The following is a 15270-nucleotide window of genomic DNA, read 5'->3' on the forward strand; positions in this document are numbered from 1 at the left end:
TGCCGAACTGCTGCCTCGTTTTGTCTTCTCGCAATTCGGGTCGGACCTCCGTTTCACACTCTTCCGGGAATTGCTCCGAAGCGCGCCATGACCCAGACCGCTCATCACGACACCATCCTCATCATCGACTTCGGCAGCCAGGTGACGCAACTCATTGCGCGCCGCGTGCGTGAAACCGGCGTCTACTGCGAAATTCACCCCTTCAACTCGGCCGCGGAAGCCTTTTCCCGCCTGAAGCCGAAGGGCGTGATCTTCTCCGGCGGCCCGGCCTCGGTGACAGCGGAAGGCAGCCCCCGCGCGCCGCAGGCGGTGTTCGACAGCGGTGTGCCGATCCTTGGCATCTGCTATGGCCAGCAGACGCTCTGCACCCAGCTTGGCGGTGTTGTCGAGGGCGGTCATGCCGCCGAGTTCGGCCGCGCCGATATCGAGATCAAGGCGGCGAGCCCGCTGTTCGACGGCTTCTGGGAAGTCGGCAAGTCCTATCCCGTATGGATGAGCCATGGCGACCGGGTGACCAGGCTGCCGGAAGGCTTCAAGGTCATCGCGACCTCGGAGAATGCCCCCTTCGCCATCGCGGCGGATGAGAGCCGTCACTATTATTCCACCATGTTCCACCCGGAAGTGGTGCATACGCCCGATGGCGGCAGGTTGCTCGCCAACTTCGTCCACAAGGTCGTCGGGCTGAAGTCCGACTGGACCATGTCCGCCTACCGCGCCGAAATGGTGCGCAAGATCAAGGAACAGGTCGGTTCGGAGCGCGTTCTCTGCGCCTTGTCCGGCGGGGTCGATTCCTCCGTGGCGGCCATCCTCATCCATGAGGCCATCGGCGACCAGCTCACCTGCGTTTTCGTCGATCACGGCCTGATGCGTATGAACGAGGCCGACGAAGTCGTGTCGATGTTCCGCGACCACTACAACATTCCGCTGGTGCATGTGGATGCGTCCGACAAGTTCATCGGCGAGCTGGAAGGCGTGGCCGACCCGGAAACCAAGCGCAAGATCATCGGCCGCCTGTTCATCGAGGTGTTCGAGGACGAGGCGAAGAAGATCGCCTCCGATGGCAAGGGTGCACCGAGCTTCCTCGCCCAGGGCACGCTCTATCCGGATGTGATCGAAAGCGTTTCCTTCTCCGGCGGCCCCTCTGTCACCATCAAGAGCCACCACAATGTCGGCGGCCTTCCGGACCGCATGAACATGAAGCTCGTGGAGCCGCTGCGCGAACTCTTCAAGGACGAAGTGCGGGCGCTTGGCCGTGAACTCGGCCTGCCGGACCGCTTCATCGGTCGCCACCCCTTCCCGGGCCCGGGCCTTGCCATCCGCTGCCCCGGCGGCGTGACGCGCGAAAAGCTCGACATTCTCCGCAAGGCCGATGCCGTCTATCTCGACGAAATCCGCAAGGCAGGTCTCTATGACAAGATCTGGCAGGCTTTTGCCGTGCTTCTGCCGGTTCAGACCGTCGGCGTGATGGGCGACTACCGCACCTATGACTTCGTCTGCGCGCTCCGCGCCGTCACCTCGGTCGACGGCATGACGGCAGACTTCTTCCCCTATGACATGAATTTCCTTGGCCGGGCGGCAACCCGCATCATCAACGAGGTCAAGGGCATCAACCGCGTCGTCTACGACATCACCTCGAAGCCTCCGGGCACCATCGAGTGGGAATGAGAAAAAGGCGGGGCTTCGATGGAGCCCCGCCTTTTTTCTGTTCATCAGCGGAACGTGATAAGATCGACCGAAGATTTGGCTCGCAGTCTCTTGCAGCTCCCGCCGCTTGAGGTTTTACAGTGAGCGAACGTTCATGAGGGAATCACATGCCGGGCCTTCACTGTCCGACCGCAAGGCCATCAACGACACCCATCCCGTTTCGACCGTTCCGCCGGCTGGCGGCGCTGGCGGTGGCTGGCGCGCTGCTATCCGGTTGCGTCGCCATGGACCTGGCCGTGCCGGAACCCGAACTTTCCGGCAAGGTAAAGGCGGAGATGGCCGGCAAGGGCATGAAGCCGGAAAGCCCGGTTCTCGTGCGCATCTTCAAGCAGGAAAGCGAACTGGAAATCTGGAAGGTCGACAAGAGCGGCGCCTATAGCCGCTTCAAGACCTATCCGATGTGCCGGTGGTCGGGCAAGCTCGGGCCGAAGAAAGCCAGCGGCGACCGGCAGGCGCCCGAGGGTTTCTACCATGTCTCGGCGGATATGCTGAACCCGAAGTCGCAATATTACGTATCCTTCAATCTCGGCTATCCCAACCGGCTGGAATCCGCGCTCGGCTATACCGGCGAGGCGCTGATGGTGCATGGCGCCTGCTCCTCGTCCGGCTGCTATGCCATGTCGGATCAGGGCGTCGGCGAAATCTATGCCATCGTCAACAGCGCGCTGAAAGGCGGGCAGGACCGGTTTCAGGTGCAGGCCTATCCCTTCCGCATGAGCGCCGAAAACATGGCCCGCCATGCCGGCGACCCGAACATGCCATTCTGGCGCACGCTGAAGGAGGGTTACGACATTTTCGCGCTGACCCGCCGCCAGCCCAAGGTTTCCGCCTGTGGCCGCCGTTATGTATTCAATGCCGAGTTTGCGGGCGGCGAACCGGCCGATCCGCTGGCGGCTTGCCCGGCGGGCGCGAACCTCAACGCTCCCGATCTCACAGCAAGGCTCGATGCCGAACGACTGAAGCTCGATACGGCACTCGCCAGTCCGCCACCGCCAGCGGCAATGTCCTATGTGGATGGCGGCATGCACCCACGCTTCCGCGCGCTTCTGGAGCAGAAGGGCGCCAAGAGCATGGCCGCTATCGTTTCCCGCACCAAGTACCCCGTCAGTCGTCCGGAAGCCGCGCTCGCCGACCCCTATGGTCAGTCGGCGACCTCCACGCCTGCAAGCACCGTCAGCTCCCAGTAACACCCTCCCAAAGCTTCAAAACCACGGACATAACCGATGCAACGTGACGAAACGCTCATCCGCCGCCGCGGCATCCTCATTGGCATGGCCTCCATGACGGCACTTGCCGGCTGCTCCACCGTTGCGTCCCGCGCACCGATGCCGGGCGAGGCCATGCGCCCCATGGGCCCGCCGAGCGCCGAGGAACTCGCTGCACGCTACGCCGAACTGAAGGATGGCGATCACACGCTGCCGGCCATTCCCTACCAGCAGATCGACCCGCGTCTTTATCGCCAGCGCGTTCGCAACACGACCGGTGAGCCGGCGGGTACGGTGGTGGTCGATACGCCGTCGAATTATCTCTATGTGGTCGAACCGGGCGGCACGGCCATGCGCTATGGCGTCGGCCTCGGCCGCGCCGGATTTGCCTGGGAAGGTGAAGGCGTGATCCACTGGCGGCAGAAATGGCCGCGCTGGAAGCCGCCGGAAGAAATGATCGCACGCCAGCCTTCGCTCCGGAAATACTCCGTCGAGAACGGTGGTCAGGCCCCCGGCCCCGACAATCCGCTCGGTGCCCGCGCGCTCTATATCTTCCAGAATGGGCAGGATACGCTTTACCGCCTGCACGGCACCAGGGAATGGTCTTCCATCGGCAAGTCGGTCTCGTCGGGCTGCGTGCGCCTGATCAATCAGGATGTCATCGACCTCTACGAACGCGTGCCGAACAAGGCGCGCATCGTTGTTCGCCAGTAACGGCGAGGTAAGCGGGCGCAGGCCCGCTTGCCCGTTAGCACGAAATATTTCGCCTTCCACACCTCGAAGGAATTTCATGCCATCATTCGGCCACGGAAAGGAAAAATAGGCAAAATATTGCCTCATACTCTCCATATTATTTGACTTTTTATGTGGAAAACTCTATTTAGGTTGTCATCGAAGACAATCGATGGAACCGGATTTTCCGCAGACAAACATGTCTGCCAACCAGAGGAGAGTATGCGATGTCATCTATGTTCGCCCGCCATACGCTGCCCTGGCCGGTGATGCGCTGCTGCCAGAAACGAACCTGTCGCTGCTTGCTTGAACGAATGTGACGTTCCCCGGCTCAAGAGAAAACGAACTTCCTGAGCCACCGTCATCTTCCCCTTACAAAGCGAAACTAAGAGACAGTCCGGCAGGCCCCTGCTGGCAGGAGTTTATCATGCAGAAGCAAGTCGTCGAATATGCGGGTGTTCCCGTCGGGATCGTTATCCCGGATCAGAACCAGCTCCGGTTCATCGCCGTCAAGTACCACGTCATCGATCTGGACAACCAGCGTTTCCAGTCGATCACAGAGGTGCAACGCGCCATCCGTTCGCATCTGAACGAGGCTCCGCGCTTCGCCGCCTGAGGGCATCCCTCCTCTTGAGTGGCCGGGACGGAAGAAGCTCGCCGTTTGTTTTGCGCCTTTACGCACGCAAAACCGTTTCACACTTTTGCTGGAAATGCTTTAGTGGCCGCCCGCGATGCCGGGACCCGGCATCGTCGCAGCTTTCTCCCGAGCAGGTCCGCATTCCACGCGGACCAGACGACAGGCATGGCCATGAATCTTTCCGAAATCGTCATTGATGGCGACACACCCGGCGCGGTGTGGCGCTTTCCGGTTTTCCGCTTCAAGGGCAGCGCTTCCGGCGCGCCATCCGTTTACATTCAGGCCGCACTCCATGCCGGCGAGCTGCCGGGCACGGCGCTTTTGCATATCCTTCTGCAAAAGCTGGTTGAAGCAGAGACGCAGGGCCTCATTCGCGGTGACATTACCATCGTACCGCACGCCAACCCCATCGGCCTGTCCCAGCAGCATTTCGGAGAGATCCAGGGGCGCTTCGATCTTGGGTCGCGCACCAATTTCAACCGGGAATTTCCCCTCATTTCCCTTTCGAACCGCGAAAACCTGTTGGACGGGCTCGAAAGCCAGAACGCCGTCGACCAGCTCAAACGCCAGCTTCTGCACATGGCGCTCGGCGCCGACCTGATGCTCGATCTGCATTGCGACGACGAATCCCTGCAATACGCCTATATCGATCCGGTCTTCTGGCCGGAGGCAGCCGATCTGGCCGAAGCGATGGCCATGGATGCCGTGTTCCTGTCCGATGGTGAAAGCACTGCCTTCGAGGAGGCCGTCGGCCACGCCTTCAAGGCGACCTCCCCTGCCGCCGAAACGCTGCCCGGCCGACTGGCCGTGACGGTCGAATTGCGCGGCCTTGCGGACGTGGGCGTGGAAACGGCCCGCCGCGATGCGGACGGCCTCTACCGCTTTCTGGTCATGCGGGGCGTTCTTGCCGGCGAGGCCGGGGTACGACACGGCTTTACCGGTGCAGTCTCGACACTGGATCAGGTGGAAGTGATCCGCGCACCGGAGGCGGGCGCCGTGTTCTTCCATCGCACGATCGGCGATCGCGTGAAGGCCGGCGACCTCCTCGCCACGGTCATCACCCGCCCCGGCCTTGCCGAAGGGGACCAGCCGATCCATGCGCCGCAGGACGGACTGATCGTGACACGCGCTTCCCGCCGCTACGTCCGCCGCAACGGCAACCTGATGAAGATCGCCTGCACCAACCCCAGCGCCCGCACTCGCCCGCCAGGTACGCTCGAGGATTAACCATTCTACTTTACGATGCATTAGGCGTGACGGCCTAGATTCGCGTTTGACATGCCCGCGCCATGAACGGCGCGGGTCGACAAACCGGATCATGATGATGCCTCGCCTTTCCCGCGACCCCGGCGCCATGCGGCGCCTGCTCGCCTGTACGACCGCCCTCAGCCTTCTGCTTCCGGCCTTGGCCAGCGCTGCCGATCTCCGCTATGCGGACACCGGCAACTGGTGGTTCGACCCGAACAACTGGATCGGTACGGCTGTTCCCGGTGCCACAGATACAGCAACCATCGACGGCGCGCTCGAAGCCCTGATTGTCAACGACCAGGCGAAGACCGGCACGCTTTACGTGGGCCGCAATGCCGATGGCGCGCTCCTCGTCCGCGATCCGCTTGCAACCCAGACCGCCACCATCGGCGCACAGGTCGGCATTGCTGGCACAGTCACCGTTTCCGGCACAATTGGCGCGTGGAAGAGCGAGGGCGACGTCATCGTCGCTGACCGGGGCACCGGCACGCTGAACGTAATGCAGGGCGCTTCCGCCGCGTTCGATACGATGCGGCTCGGCAACGCAACAGGCGGCAGCGGCACACTGCTGGTCAATGGCAACGGTTCCGGCCTGACGATCGACACCGCGCTGGATGCGGGCTATGCGGGCACAGGCTCCGTCACCGTTTCCTCAGGCGCACGTCTTACCGCCGGCAACGCGCGCTTCGGGACGCTTTCCGGCGCCGATGGCAGCTTGACCGTCGATCGCGAGGGCTCAACCTTCGACAGCACCTCGCTGATCCTCGGCGATGCCGGCTCCGGCCGGCTGGACGTGCTGGCCGGCGGTTCCGCCACGGTGGCCGGCAATACCGTACTCGGTGCACAGGCAGGGAGCGATGGCAGCACCATCATCCGCGGCGACGGCAGCAGACTTGCCGTTGGCGGTACGTTGACCGTCGGCGAAAGCGGTACGGGCGCAGTGACCGTTTCGGAAGGCGCGGACGCAGCAAGCCTCGATGCCGTCATCGGCGTGGCGGCAGGTTCCAGCGCAACGGTCCAGTTGAGCGGGCTCGGCACGCATCTGGCCGTGACCCGCCACCTCGACATCGGTACCGGTTCGCTGATCGTCGATACGGCGGCAGCTCTCTCCACGGGATCAGCTACCATCGGCACGCTTGCCGGAGAGACCGCAACGGCAACCCTTTCTGGCAGCGGCACTACGTGGGACACCACGGGAACGCTTGCGGTGGGCGACACCGGCGATGGCCGTCTCAACGTCCTCACGGGGGCGGATGTTTCCGCCCAGAACCTCGTCGCAGGCGATACGGCAAGCGGCACAGGCGAAATCCGCGCCGATGGCAACGGCAGCAGCCTGTCCGTTGCACAGACCTTCGACATTGGCCGTCTGGGACAGGCGACACTCGACGTCGTTGCCGGCGCGAAAGCCAGCGCCGGTTTCGTGCGCGCAGGCACGGAGCAGAGCGGAAGCGGCGCGGTTCATGTCGATGGCGATGGCAGCCGGCTGGATGTCAGCGGCGATTTCGATATTGGCCGTTTCGGCAATGGTACGCTTACCGTTTCCGGCGGCGCGGCCGTCGCCGCGCGGTCGATCACCATCGCGCGGGAAGCCGGTTCGACCGGTACACTCAATATCGGCGCGGAAGAGACCGCTCTGGCTGCCGGCGCGGGAACGGTTGAAACGGCCTCGATCCACTTTGGCGAAGGGAATGGCACTCTCGTTCTGAACCACGGCGAGACGGATTACGAATTATCGGCCGTTCTTTCCGGCACCGGCACCGTCAAGGTGCTGCGCGGCACGACGATACTGACTGGCGATAACAGCCATGACGGTGAAACCCACATCGATTCCGGCGCGACCCTAGCCATCGGCAATGGCGGCACAACGGGCACGCTCGGTTCCGGCGATGTTTTGAACGATGGCGCGCTTGTCTTCAACAGGTCGGGTGAAATCGCCTTTTCCGGCGATATTTCCGGCACGGGCACGCTGACCAAGACCGGCGACGGCACGCTGACCCTTTCCGGGCAAAGCACCTATGGCGGCGCAACGACCGTTGCGAACGGCCGTCTCGATGTCGACGGTTCGCTGAACTCCTCCGTCTCCGTTGCCGGCGGCGCGACGCTGGGCGGCGATGGCACGGTCGGCACCACGACCATTGCCGGCAGTGGTACGCTCCTTGCCGAGGGCCTGCATGTGGCGGGCGATCTCTCGCTTGCTTCAGGCGCAACACTTGCTGCGCGCATCAGGCGGGACGGACTGGATAGCGTGACCATCGATGGCATAGCAACACTAGGCGATGCGAACCTCACGCTTTCCTTCGACAAGGCAGCCGTCCTTGCCAACCATTACACGATCCTTGAGGCTGGCTCTTTGGCGGGTGATTTCGCTACTGTTTCGCTCACCGGCCTGTCATCCCGATTCAGCGCAGCCGGCGCCAACGACGCCACGACCGCCGGCCTTGATTTGCGGTATGACGGTTCCTCCGCTTCACTCTCAGGCCGGGCAGCAAACGGGGTTCACACGGCTCTCGGAAATGCCTTCAACACGGGCACGACCCTTTCGGGATCGCTTTCAACGGCCCTGATGAGCGATGGCGCGGATTTCCAGAACGCCATGACGGCCCTGACCGGCGAGACCGGTACCAGCGCCCGCATCCTGGGTCTGCTTACGCTCGAGGATTTCCTGCGGTCGGCGAGTGACGCGGGTTCTGCCTTCGCCGACGGCGAAAAGGGCGCTGATCTCTGGGCGCGCATGACCGGCCAAGGCTTCACCTTCAATGCGGATCGCAGCGCGGGCATCGGCGCGGCAACGGCAAGCCTTGCGGGGATCGAAGGCGGCGCACGCTTGGCGATCGATCCCGTCTGGAGCGCAGGCCTTGCCCTTTCCTTCGGGCAGGGCCGTTACAACAGCGACGACACCAGTGCCTCGGCCACCGGACGCTATGTGCAGGCCGCGCTTCATGTCGCCGGCCACTTCGGCAATGGCGCCTATGTTTCCGCAGCGCTTGGTACTGGCCTAGTGACCACCGACACGCGACGAAATCCGGGCGGCGGCGACCGCGTGGAAGGCAGCTTCACCAGCCGTACGGCCGGTGTCGATCTGGAAGCCGGGCAGCGTATTGATTTCGATGACTTCGCGCTGACGCCCTTTGCCGGCGTTTCACTCATCCATAGTCGCGCGCCCGGATATGCGGAAACGGTCATTGCCGGTAGCGGCAATCCAGCGCTTGCCTATCGCGGGCTCGACCAATGGGCCGGTACGATTCGCGTCGGTCTCGACACAGCCTATGCGACCGCCATCGATGACCATGTGCTTTCACTCTACACGCGGCTCGCCTATCTGCACCACTTCGCAAGCGATGGCGGAACGGGTGCATCCTTTGTTGCTCTACCGGGCAGTTACTTCGATCTGCAGAGCGCGACGCGCGAAGGCGGTGCCGTTACCGCATCAGTCGGTGCGAGGTATACGTTGGGGCCGAGAACCGATCTGACGCTCGATCTCGGCGGCGCGTGGAACCAGAAATCAACACAGTTCACCGGAAAACTAGGCTTCAACCTTAAATGGTAGCACGATTAGGCGCTCTCTGCGCACCAAAACTGCCTGAAAAACGTTCGCCGCCTTCTTTTTGGCCTGAAACCGGCATTGCTTTTGACACCGATTCATCGTTCCATGCCGGCGATTTCTGGCGAGGGGGAGAGGGGTGGGAATGGCTGGCGCAGCGGTCCGCGCAATCGATGATTTGCACAACCTTGACGGCAACGTTTATGCCCGTATCGTGACCGACATGGCAGATGCCGTGATCGGCATCGACAGGCATCATGTCATTCGCCTGTGCAATCCTGCTGCCGAAACGCTGTTCGGCTGGAAGCACGAGGAGATCATCGGCAAACCGGTGAACCTGCTCATTCCCGAGCGGTTCCATCAGTCCCATCGCGGAAATGTCGAAAGCTTTCGGGGCGAAACGGCCCACGCGCGCTACATGGGCAATCGCAAGGGTTTCATCCTCGGCCAGACCCGCACCGGGCAGGAAATCTCCCTTGGCGCGACGATCCTCAACGTGGCCGATGAGGGAGAACCGCTGATGGTCGCCATTATTCGCGACCTGACGGAACGGTTGGAACATCAGGGTGAATTGCAGCGTCTGGCCAACACAGATCCCCTGTCCGGCGCACTGAACCGCCGCGCCTTCCGTGATGTCGCCGAGACGGAAATCCACAATTCGCGGCTACGCAACCACCCCACGGCGCTCATCCTGTTCGATATCGACCATTTCAAGGGCGTCAACGACCAGTACGGCCACCACACAGGCGACCGGGTGATCTGCGAATTCACCGACCTTCTTCGCACGTCGCTGCGTGCCCATGATGTGCTTGGCCGCTGGGGTGGCGAGGAGTTCATCGTGCTTTTACCCTCAGCCTCGCTCGATCAGGCGACGTCGGTCAGCGAACGCATTCGCCGCGCTGTGGAAAATGCAGCCTTCGGCCTTGAAAGCGATATCGAGTTGAGGCTCACGATCAGTGCCGGCGTGACCCATGCCCATGAAAGCGAAACGCTGGACGGCTTCATTCGTCGGGCCGACCTCGCACTCTATGCCGCCAAGGAGAGCGGGCGGAACCGAGTCTTCTTTCTCGGTGTGGGACATGACGAGGCAAAACCATTCGCGCATACCGAGGAACGGAATCCATGACTGTCACCATCTACGGCATCCGCAACTGCGATACGATGAAGAAGGCGCGCACCTGGCTGGAAAGCCATGGGATTGCGCATCGCTTCCACGACTACAAGGTCGAGGGCATCAGCACCGCCGCGCTGGAAGACTGGAGCGACAAGGCCGGGTGGGAAACCCTCCTCAACCGCGCGGGCACCACCTTCCGCAAGCTCTCCGATGCAGACAAAGCTGACATCGACCGTGCAAAGGCGATCCGCCTCATGCTGGCGCAGCCATCGCTCATCAAGCGCCCGGTGCTGGAAAAGGGCGGCGTGATTCTCGTCGGCTTCCGTCCGGATATCTACGAGGCGACTTTCGCACAGTGATCCGATGTTTTTTGACAGTTTCGCAACGACCCGCGAAAAATCAATAAAAATGTTTTATATCAATAACTTGAGAATTAATTCCATAGCCGGAAACGCAAATTTTCAGCATTTTTTCGGGGTCTCGACCGGAAAACTTCAAATACCCCGTTGACAGAAAAGGCCCCGCCTTTTACATCGCTCCTCGTCGCCCAGATGGCGGAATTGGTAGACGCGCCAGCTTCAGGTGCTGGTACTCGAAAGGGTGTGGAGGTTCGAGTCCTCTTCTGGGCACCAAATTCCCTTAGGATCACGCAAGTGGTTCTAAACAAACAAAAAAGCCCGGTTCGCCGGGCTTTTTTGCTTTTGGGGGTCCAGTCTACTCCGGGCGCTTTCACCGGCTGGCGATATAATCGTTACGCCACATTGCGTGCCCCCGATCCGGCAGAGGAAGCCTGCCAGACCGACCCTCTCAGAAACGCGACTGGGCGCTCATGATCTCGTGAGCAATGCGCTCCAGCGGAACGACCTTGTCGACGCCGCCACGGGCGATCGCTTCCTTCGGCATGCCGAAGACGACGGAGGTCGCCTCGTCCTGCGCAACGGTCATGAATGCGCCGGCCTGCTTCATTTCCTCCATGCCGCGGGCACCGTCGTCACCCATGCCGGTCATGATGACGCCCATGGCGTTCGCACCGGCCGCGCGGGCAGCAGAGCGAAAGAGAACGTCGACCGATGGCCGGTGACGAGACACCAGCGGCCCCGTGCGCACCGAGACATGATAGCGGGCGCCGCGTCGCTCCAGCAGGGTGTGACGGTCGCCGGGCGCAATCAGCACATGCCCGCGCAGCACGGGGTCTCCGTCTGCGGCTTCCTTCACCTCGACCTCGCACAGGCCGTTCAGCCGGTTGGCAAAGGCGGCGGTGAACTTTTCCGGCATGTGCTGGACTATGACCATGCCCGGCGCATTGGCCGGCAGGGCTTCCAGCATTTCGCGCAGCGCTTCGGTCCCTCCGGTGGAGGCGCCGACGCAGACCACCATTTCCGTCGTCTTGGCCATGGCGCGACCGGCAGTGGGTGGCGGCAGTACGGCATCCGCCGTCAGCTTCTGCTGCGGCCCGGAAGCAGACGCCGAAACACGGTTGCGCCGCAGGTTGCCAAGCCGCGCCTTGGCGGCGCCCTTGACGGCATTGCGGATACGCTCGCCGGACTCGGCGAGATAATCGGCGGCGCCAATCTTCGGCTTCAGGATCACATCCACCGCACCGGCCTCCAGCGCCTGCATCAGCGTCTGCGACCCTTCCTCGGTCAGCGACGAGCACATGACGACGGGAATGGGATGCTGCGACATGATCTTGCGCAGGAAGGTGATGCCGTCCATCTGCGGCATTTCCACATCGAGCGTGATGACATCCGGCACCTCGTCGCGCAGCTTGCGGGCTGCCATGAACGGATCGGTCGCGACACCGATGATCTCGATTTCCGGGTCCTCCTTGAGAACCTGGGTCAGCGCCTGACGGACACTGGCGGAATCATCGACAATAAGGACGCGGATCTTTTTTTCCATGAAACCTCAGAGCTTTCGAAAGACGGTGTTTGCCACCTGGGTGATCGGCAAGTTCATGCCGGCCGCGGATTCGGAATGGCCGATATAGAGGAAACCGCCGGGCAGCAGGCATTCGCAAAGCCTGGACAGCACCTTCTCCTGTGTCGGCTTGTCGAAATAGATCAGTACGTTGCGGCAGAAGATTATGTGCATCTTGTCGCCGACGGGATAACGGGCATCCATCAGGTTCAGCCGGGCGAAGGAAACGCGGCTGCGCAGCTTTGGATGAATACGCACCTCATTTCGCGTCTTGTCGCGGGGTTGCATCACAAAACGGGCCCGTTGTTCGGGCGGCACCGGGACAAGCTGGTCGCTCGGATAGATGCCGGTGCGCGCCATGTCGAGAACCTCGGTGGAAAGATCCGTCGCGAGGATCTGGTAATCCATGCGCTTGCCTGTCTTGGCGAACGTCTCCATCACCATGGCGATGGTGTAGGGTTCGGCACCGGTGGAGCAGGCAGAACTCCAGATACGCAACCGGTTGACGCCAGCATTGGCATAGTGGGGCAAGGCGTGATCCAACATATGCTGGAAGTGGTTCGGCTCCCGATAGAAGTCGGTCTTGTTGGTCGTGACCGCGTCGATCAGATAAATCGACTCGTGCTCCAGGCCGTCATGATCGAACAGGAAGGCACAGTATTCATCGAACGAGGACAGCCCGCAGGCCTTGACCCGTCGACGCAGGCGACCTTCCAGCATGGTCATCTTGGTCGGCGGCATCTTGATGCCACTGTAATCGAAGATGTAGCGGGCCAGACGGTCGAAGTCCCGGCGGCTGAGGTGGTCGCTGGTATAGACAACCGGCGGCGGATTCGCCTTGGCGAAAGCGGTATTGCTCATGGCGATACCTCTCACGCGGCTGAACGCGGCGTGGATGCAAGGGCAGTGGCCTCCTGATGCGACAGAAGCCGGGCGAGGTCGATGATGACGACAAAGCCGGTATCGCGGCGCACGACGCCTGCAATATAATCCGAACGCCAGCGAATACCGATATCAGGCGCAGTTTCGATCTGGTCGCGCCGGAAGGGCGTGACCTCATAGACCCGGTCGGCAACGAGGCCAAGGCTGAGCGTCCGGTCGACGATCGGCACGTCGAGCACGAGAACACGCGTGTGCTCGGTCGGTACGGTCTTGGAAAGGCCGAGCCGCAGACGCAGATCAATGACCGGTACGCCGCTGCCGCGCACATCGCGCAGCCCCATCAGATAATCGGGGCCGTTCGGGATCTTGAAGGCTTCCTCGTGGTCCAGGATTTCCCGGACCACTTCCACCGGAACGGCAAAGACTTCCTCGCCGAGACTGAAAGTGACGAACTGGGCTTCTGACGAGATGTTCGACATATCAGGCGCTCTCCTTGAAGTCGGCGTCGTAGGCATCCGGCCCACCCTGGGAGAGATCAAGTGCAAAGCCCTTGGCACGCTCCTGCTGGGCACGGACGGGATGGGCGGCAGGGTGCATCGGTGCCTTGGCTTTCGCGGCCGGGGCGAAGCGGTGCGCCGGCTGCGACTGGGCAACGCTCTTCGGAGCCGGCGCCGCCGTATCGACCTTGAAGAAGGCGATAGAGGTCTGAAGTTCCTCGGACTGGGCAGCCAGTTCCTCGGAAGTCGCGGACATTTCCTCGGACGCACCCGCATTCTGCTGCGTCACCTGATCGAGTTGCTGAATCGCCTCGTTGATCTGCGAAGCGCCGATATCCTGCTCGCGGCAGGCGGCAGAGATTTCAGAGACGAGTTCCGCCGTCTTGCGGATATCCGGCACGAGACGGTTCAGCATATCGCCGGCTTCCGTCGCAACCTGAACCGTTTCGCCGGAAAGGCCGCTGATTTCGGCAGCCGCAGCCTGCGAACGCTCGGCAAGCTTGCGCACTTCCGAGGCGACAACGGCAAAGCCCTTGCCGTGTTCGCCGGCGCGGGCGGCTTCCACCGCAGCATTGAGGGCCAGAAGGTCGGTCTGGCGGGCGATTTCCTGAACGATGGAAATCTTCGCCGCAATGGTCCGCATGGCGCTGACAGCACGGCCAACGGCGTCGCCGGATGCTTCGGCATCCTTGGCGGACTGGCGCGCGATCTTTTCCGTCTGGGCAGCGTTATCGGCATTCTGCTTGATGTTGGCGGCCATCTGCTCCATCGAGGCGGACGCTTCCTCGGCAGCGGCAGCCTGTTCGGTTGCGCCCTGGCTTACCTGCTCGGAAGCCGATGAGAGCTGCTGGCTGCCGGCCGAAACATTGTCGGAGGCCGAAAGCGCATCGGCGACGATGGAGCGCAGGCGCTCGACCATGCTTTCCAGCGCAAGGCCCAGCGTATCCTTGTCGGAAAGCGGTTTCGGCGTTGCCGTCAGGTCGCCAGCGGCAATACGCTCGGCAATGGTGGCCATGTCACGCAGGTTGGACGTCATGACATTGATACGATCGACGAGATCCTTGATTTCGTCATTCGTACGGATTTCGACTTTCTGGTTGAGGTCACCGATAGAAACCGCATCCGCAACCGTCATGATCTTGCGCAGACCACTGCTGATGCCGAGCGCAATCCAGGTCGCGGTTACCGTCGCGACGAGAACTGCAATGGCCGACAGAGTAATGAGAAGCGTGCGCGTCTGCAGGTAGGTGCTGTCGGCTTCGCTCTGCGCGGCCTCCAGACGATCCTGGTTCATCTTCACGCCTTCCAGCAGCTTGTCCGTCAGCGCGGTCGCAGCAACACGCCCCTCACCGGAAGAATATTCCGCAGCCTGTGTGACGCTACCTCCTGTCACAAGCTGACGAACCTTGTCGTCGCTCACCTCAAACGCCTTGCTGGCGGACTTCAGCTCGTTCCAGAATCCGCGTGTCGCTTCGCTGGCGGTCGAGGCCATGTCATTCAGGAGCGTGTCGAACTGCTTGCGAGTGTCATCGCCGGCTGCCCTGTGGCGCTGCACCTCTTCCGGCGAAGAAGCCAGGATCAGGTTCTTCTGGGAACGAACCGTCGCCAGCGACAAAGCGTTCAACTGATGCATCTTGTCGAGGCGCACAACGGTTCCATCGACGACTTCATCCATGGCATCCTTTGAAGCACCGAGGCTGACGATGCCGTAGGCGGCCGTGCCAACCAGCATGAGGATCAAGAAGCCGAAGGCCAGTGCCAGTTTCAGTTTGATCGTAAATCGCATTTTC

At 61.9% G+C, this 15270-nt stretch carries 12 protein-coding genes and 1 tRNA gene; 9 read left to right on the forward strand and 4 right to left on the reverse strand.

From position 1 onward, the window contains the following. Positions 1-87 precede the first annotated feature (87 nt). The 9 genes from guaA to GGQ66_RS01000 all read left to right on the forward strand — a co-directional run bounded on the left by guaA (position 88) and on the right by GGQ66_RS01000 (position 10813). Positions 88-1665, forward strand: a complete 1578-nt coding sequence (gene guaA, locus GGQ66_RS00960; protein WP_183788486.1) for a glutamine-hydrolyzing GMP synthase — start codon at positions 88-90, stop codon at positions 1663-1665. 146 nt (positions 1666-1811) lie between these two features. After that, complete coding sequence (locus GGQ66_RS00965) at positions 1812-2891, forward strand: L,D-transpeptidase family protein (protein ID WP_237358750.1); 1080 nt, start codon at positions 1812-1814, stop codon at positions 2889-2891. Between the two features lie 36 nt (positions 2892-2927). Next, entirely contained in the window at positions 2928-3623 is a 696-nt protein-coding gene (locus tag GGQ66_RS00970) for a L,D-transpeptidase (RefSeq protein ID WP_183788488.1), read from the forward strand. Between the two features lie 445 nt (positions 3624-4068). Continuing rightward, positions 4069-4257, forward strand: coding sequence for a hypothetical protein (locus GGQ66_RS00975; RefSeq protein WP_183788490.1), 189 nt, complete (start codon positions 4069-4071; stop codon positions 4255-4257). Between the two features lie 192 nt (positions 4258-4449). Beyond that, positions 4450-5505 (forward strand): M14 family zinc carboxypeptidase, encoded by a 1056-nt coding sequence (locus GGQ66_RS00980; RefSeq protein ID WP_183788883.1) that lies wholly within the window; start codon positions 4450-4452, stop codon positions 5503-5505. Between the two features lie 97 nt (positions 5506-5602). Then, entirely contained in the window at positions 5603-9073 is a 3471-nt protein-coding gene (locus tag GGQ66_RS00985; RefSeq protein WP_183788492.1) for an autotransporter domain-containing protein, read from the forward strand. 139 nt (positions 9074-9212) lie between these two features. Then, the gene (locus GGQ66_RS00990; RefSeq protein WP_183788494.1) at positions 9213-10193 is read left to right on the forward strand and encodes a GGDEF domain-containing protein; all 981 of its coding nucleotides are present in this window, start codon (positions 9213-9215) and stop codon (positions 10191-10193) included. Continuing rightward, complete coding sequence (locus GGQ66_RS00995) at positions 10190-10540, forward strand: ArsC family reductase (protein WP_183788496.1); 351 nt, start codon at positions 10190-10192, stop codon at positions 10538-10540. Before GGQ66_RS00990 ends, GGQ66_RS00995 begins: the two co-directional genes overlap by 4 nt. Before the next feature lie 186 nt (positions 10541-10726). After that, a tRNA-Leu gene (locus GGQ66_RS01000) sits at positions 10727-10813 on the forward strand. A gap of 175 nt (positions 10814-10988) precedes the next feature. On the opposite strand, the gene GGQ66_RS01005 is transcribed toward GGQ66_RS01000, so the two are convergent. The 4 genes from GGQ66_RS01005 to GGQ66_RS01020 are packed head-to-tail and all read right to left on the reverse strand — an operon-like array spanning position 10989 to position 15266. Next, a complete protein-coding gene (locus tag GGQ66_RS01005; RefSeq protein WP_183788498.1) occupies positions 10989-12083 on the reverse strand; it encodes a protein-glutamate methylesterase/protein-glutamine glutaminase in 1095 nt (364 codons plus the stop codon). A 6-nt stretch (positions 12084-12089) separates the two neighbouring features. Further along, the gene (locus tag GGQ66_RS01010) at positions 12090-12962 is read right to left on the reverse strand and encodes a CheR family methyltransferase (RefSeq protein ID WP_183788500.1); all 873 of its coding nucleotides are present in this window, start codon (positions 12960-12962) and stop codon (positions 12090-12092) included. Positions 12963-12973: 11 nt separating this feature from the next. Beyond that, entirely contained in the window at positions 12974-13462 is a 489-nt protein-coding gene (locus GGQ66_RS01015) for a chemotaxis protein CheW (protein ID WP_183788502.1), read from the reverse strand. A 1-nt stretch (position 13463) separates the two neighbouring features. Beyond that, positions 13464-15266 carry a methyl-accepting chemotaxis protein gene (locus GGQ66_RS01020; RefSeq protein WP_183788504.1) on the reverse strand — a complete coding sequence of 601 codons (1803 nt, stop codon included), beginning with the start codon at positions 15264-15266 and terminating at the stop codon, positions 13464-13466. Between the last annotated feature and the right edge of the window lie 4 nt (positions 15267-15270).

Source organism: Allorhizobium borbori (assembly GCF_014196535.1).
In the GTDB taxonomy this organism is placed as follows: domain Bacteria; phylum Pseudomonadota; class Alphaproteobacteria; order Rhizobiales; family Rhizobiaceae; genus Ectorhizobium; species Ectorhizobium borbori.

Excerpts from the sequence above, each read along its gene's own strand:
- GGQ66_RS00970 (WP_183788488.1), top strand. The coding sequence starts at position 2,928 with ATGCAACGTGACGAAACGCTCATCCGCCGCCGCGGCATCCTCATTGGC.
- guaA (WP_183788486.1), top strand. The coding sequence starts at position 88 with ATGACCCAGACCGCTCATCACGACACCATCCTCATCATCGACTTCGGC.
- GGQ66_RS01005 (WP_183788498.1), bottom strand. The coding sequence starts at position 12,083 with ATGGAAAAAAAGATCCGCGTCCTTATTGTCGATGATTCCGCCAGTGTC.
- GGQ66_RS00980 (WP_183788883.1), top strand. The coding sequence starts at position 4,450 with ATGAATCTTTCCGAAATCGTCATTGATGGCGACACACCCGGCGCGGTG.
- GGQ66_RS00975 (WP_183788490.1), top strand. The coding sequence starts at position 4,069 with ATGCAGAAGCAAGTCGTCGAATATGCGGGTGTTCCCGTCGGGATCGTT.
- GGQ66_RS00965 (WP_237358750.1), top strand. The coding sequence starts at position 1,812 with ATGCCGGGCCTTCACTGTCCGACCGCAAGGCCATCAACGACACCCATC.
- GGQ66_RS01020 (WP_183788504.1), bottom strand. The coding sequence starts at position 15,266 with ATGCGATTTACGATCAAACTGAAACTGGCACTGGCCTTCGGCTTCTTG.
- GGQ66_RS01015 (WP_183788502.1), bottom strand. The coding sequence starts at position 13,462 with ATGTCGAACATCTCGTCAGAAGCCCAGTTCGTCACTTTCAGTCTCGGC.
- GGQ66_RS00995 (WP_183788496.1), top strand. The coding sequence starts at position 10,190 with ATGACTGTCACCATCTACGGCATCCGCAACTGCGATACGATGAAGAAG.
- GGQ66_RS01010 (WP_183788500.1), bottom strand. The coding sequence starts at position 12,962 with ATGAGCAATACCGCTTTCGCCAAGGCGAATCCGCCGCCGGTTGTCTAT.
- GGQ66_RS00990 (WP_183788494.1), top strand. The coding sequence starts at position 9,213 with ATGGCTGGCGCAGCGGTCCGCGCAATCGATGATTTGCACAACCTTGAC.
- GGQ66_RS00985 (WP_183788492.1), top strand. The coding sequence starts at position 5,603 with ATGCCTCGCCTTTCCCGCGACCCCGGCGCCATGCGGCGCCTGCTCGCC.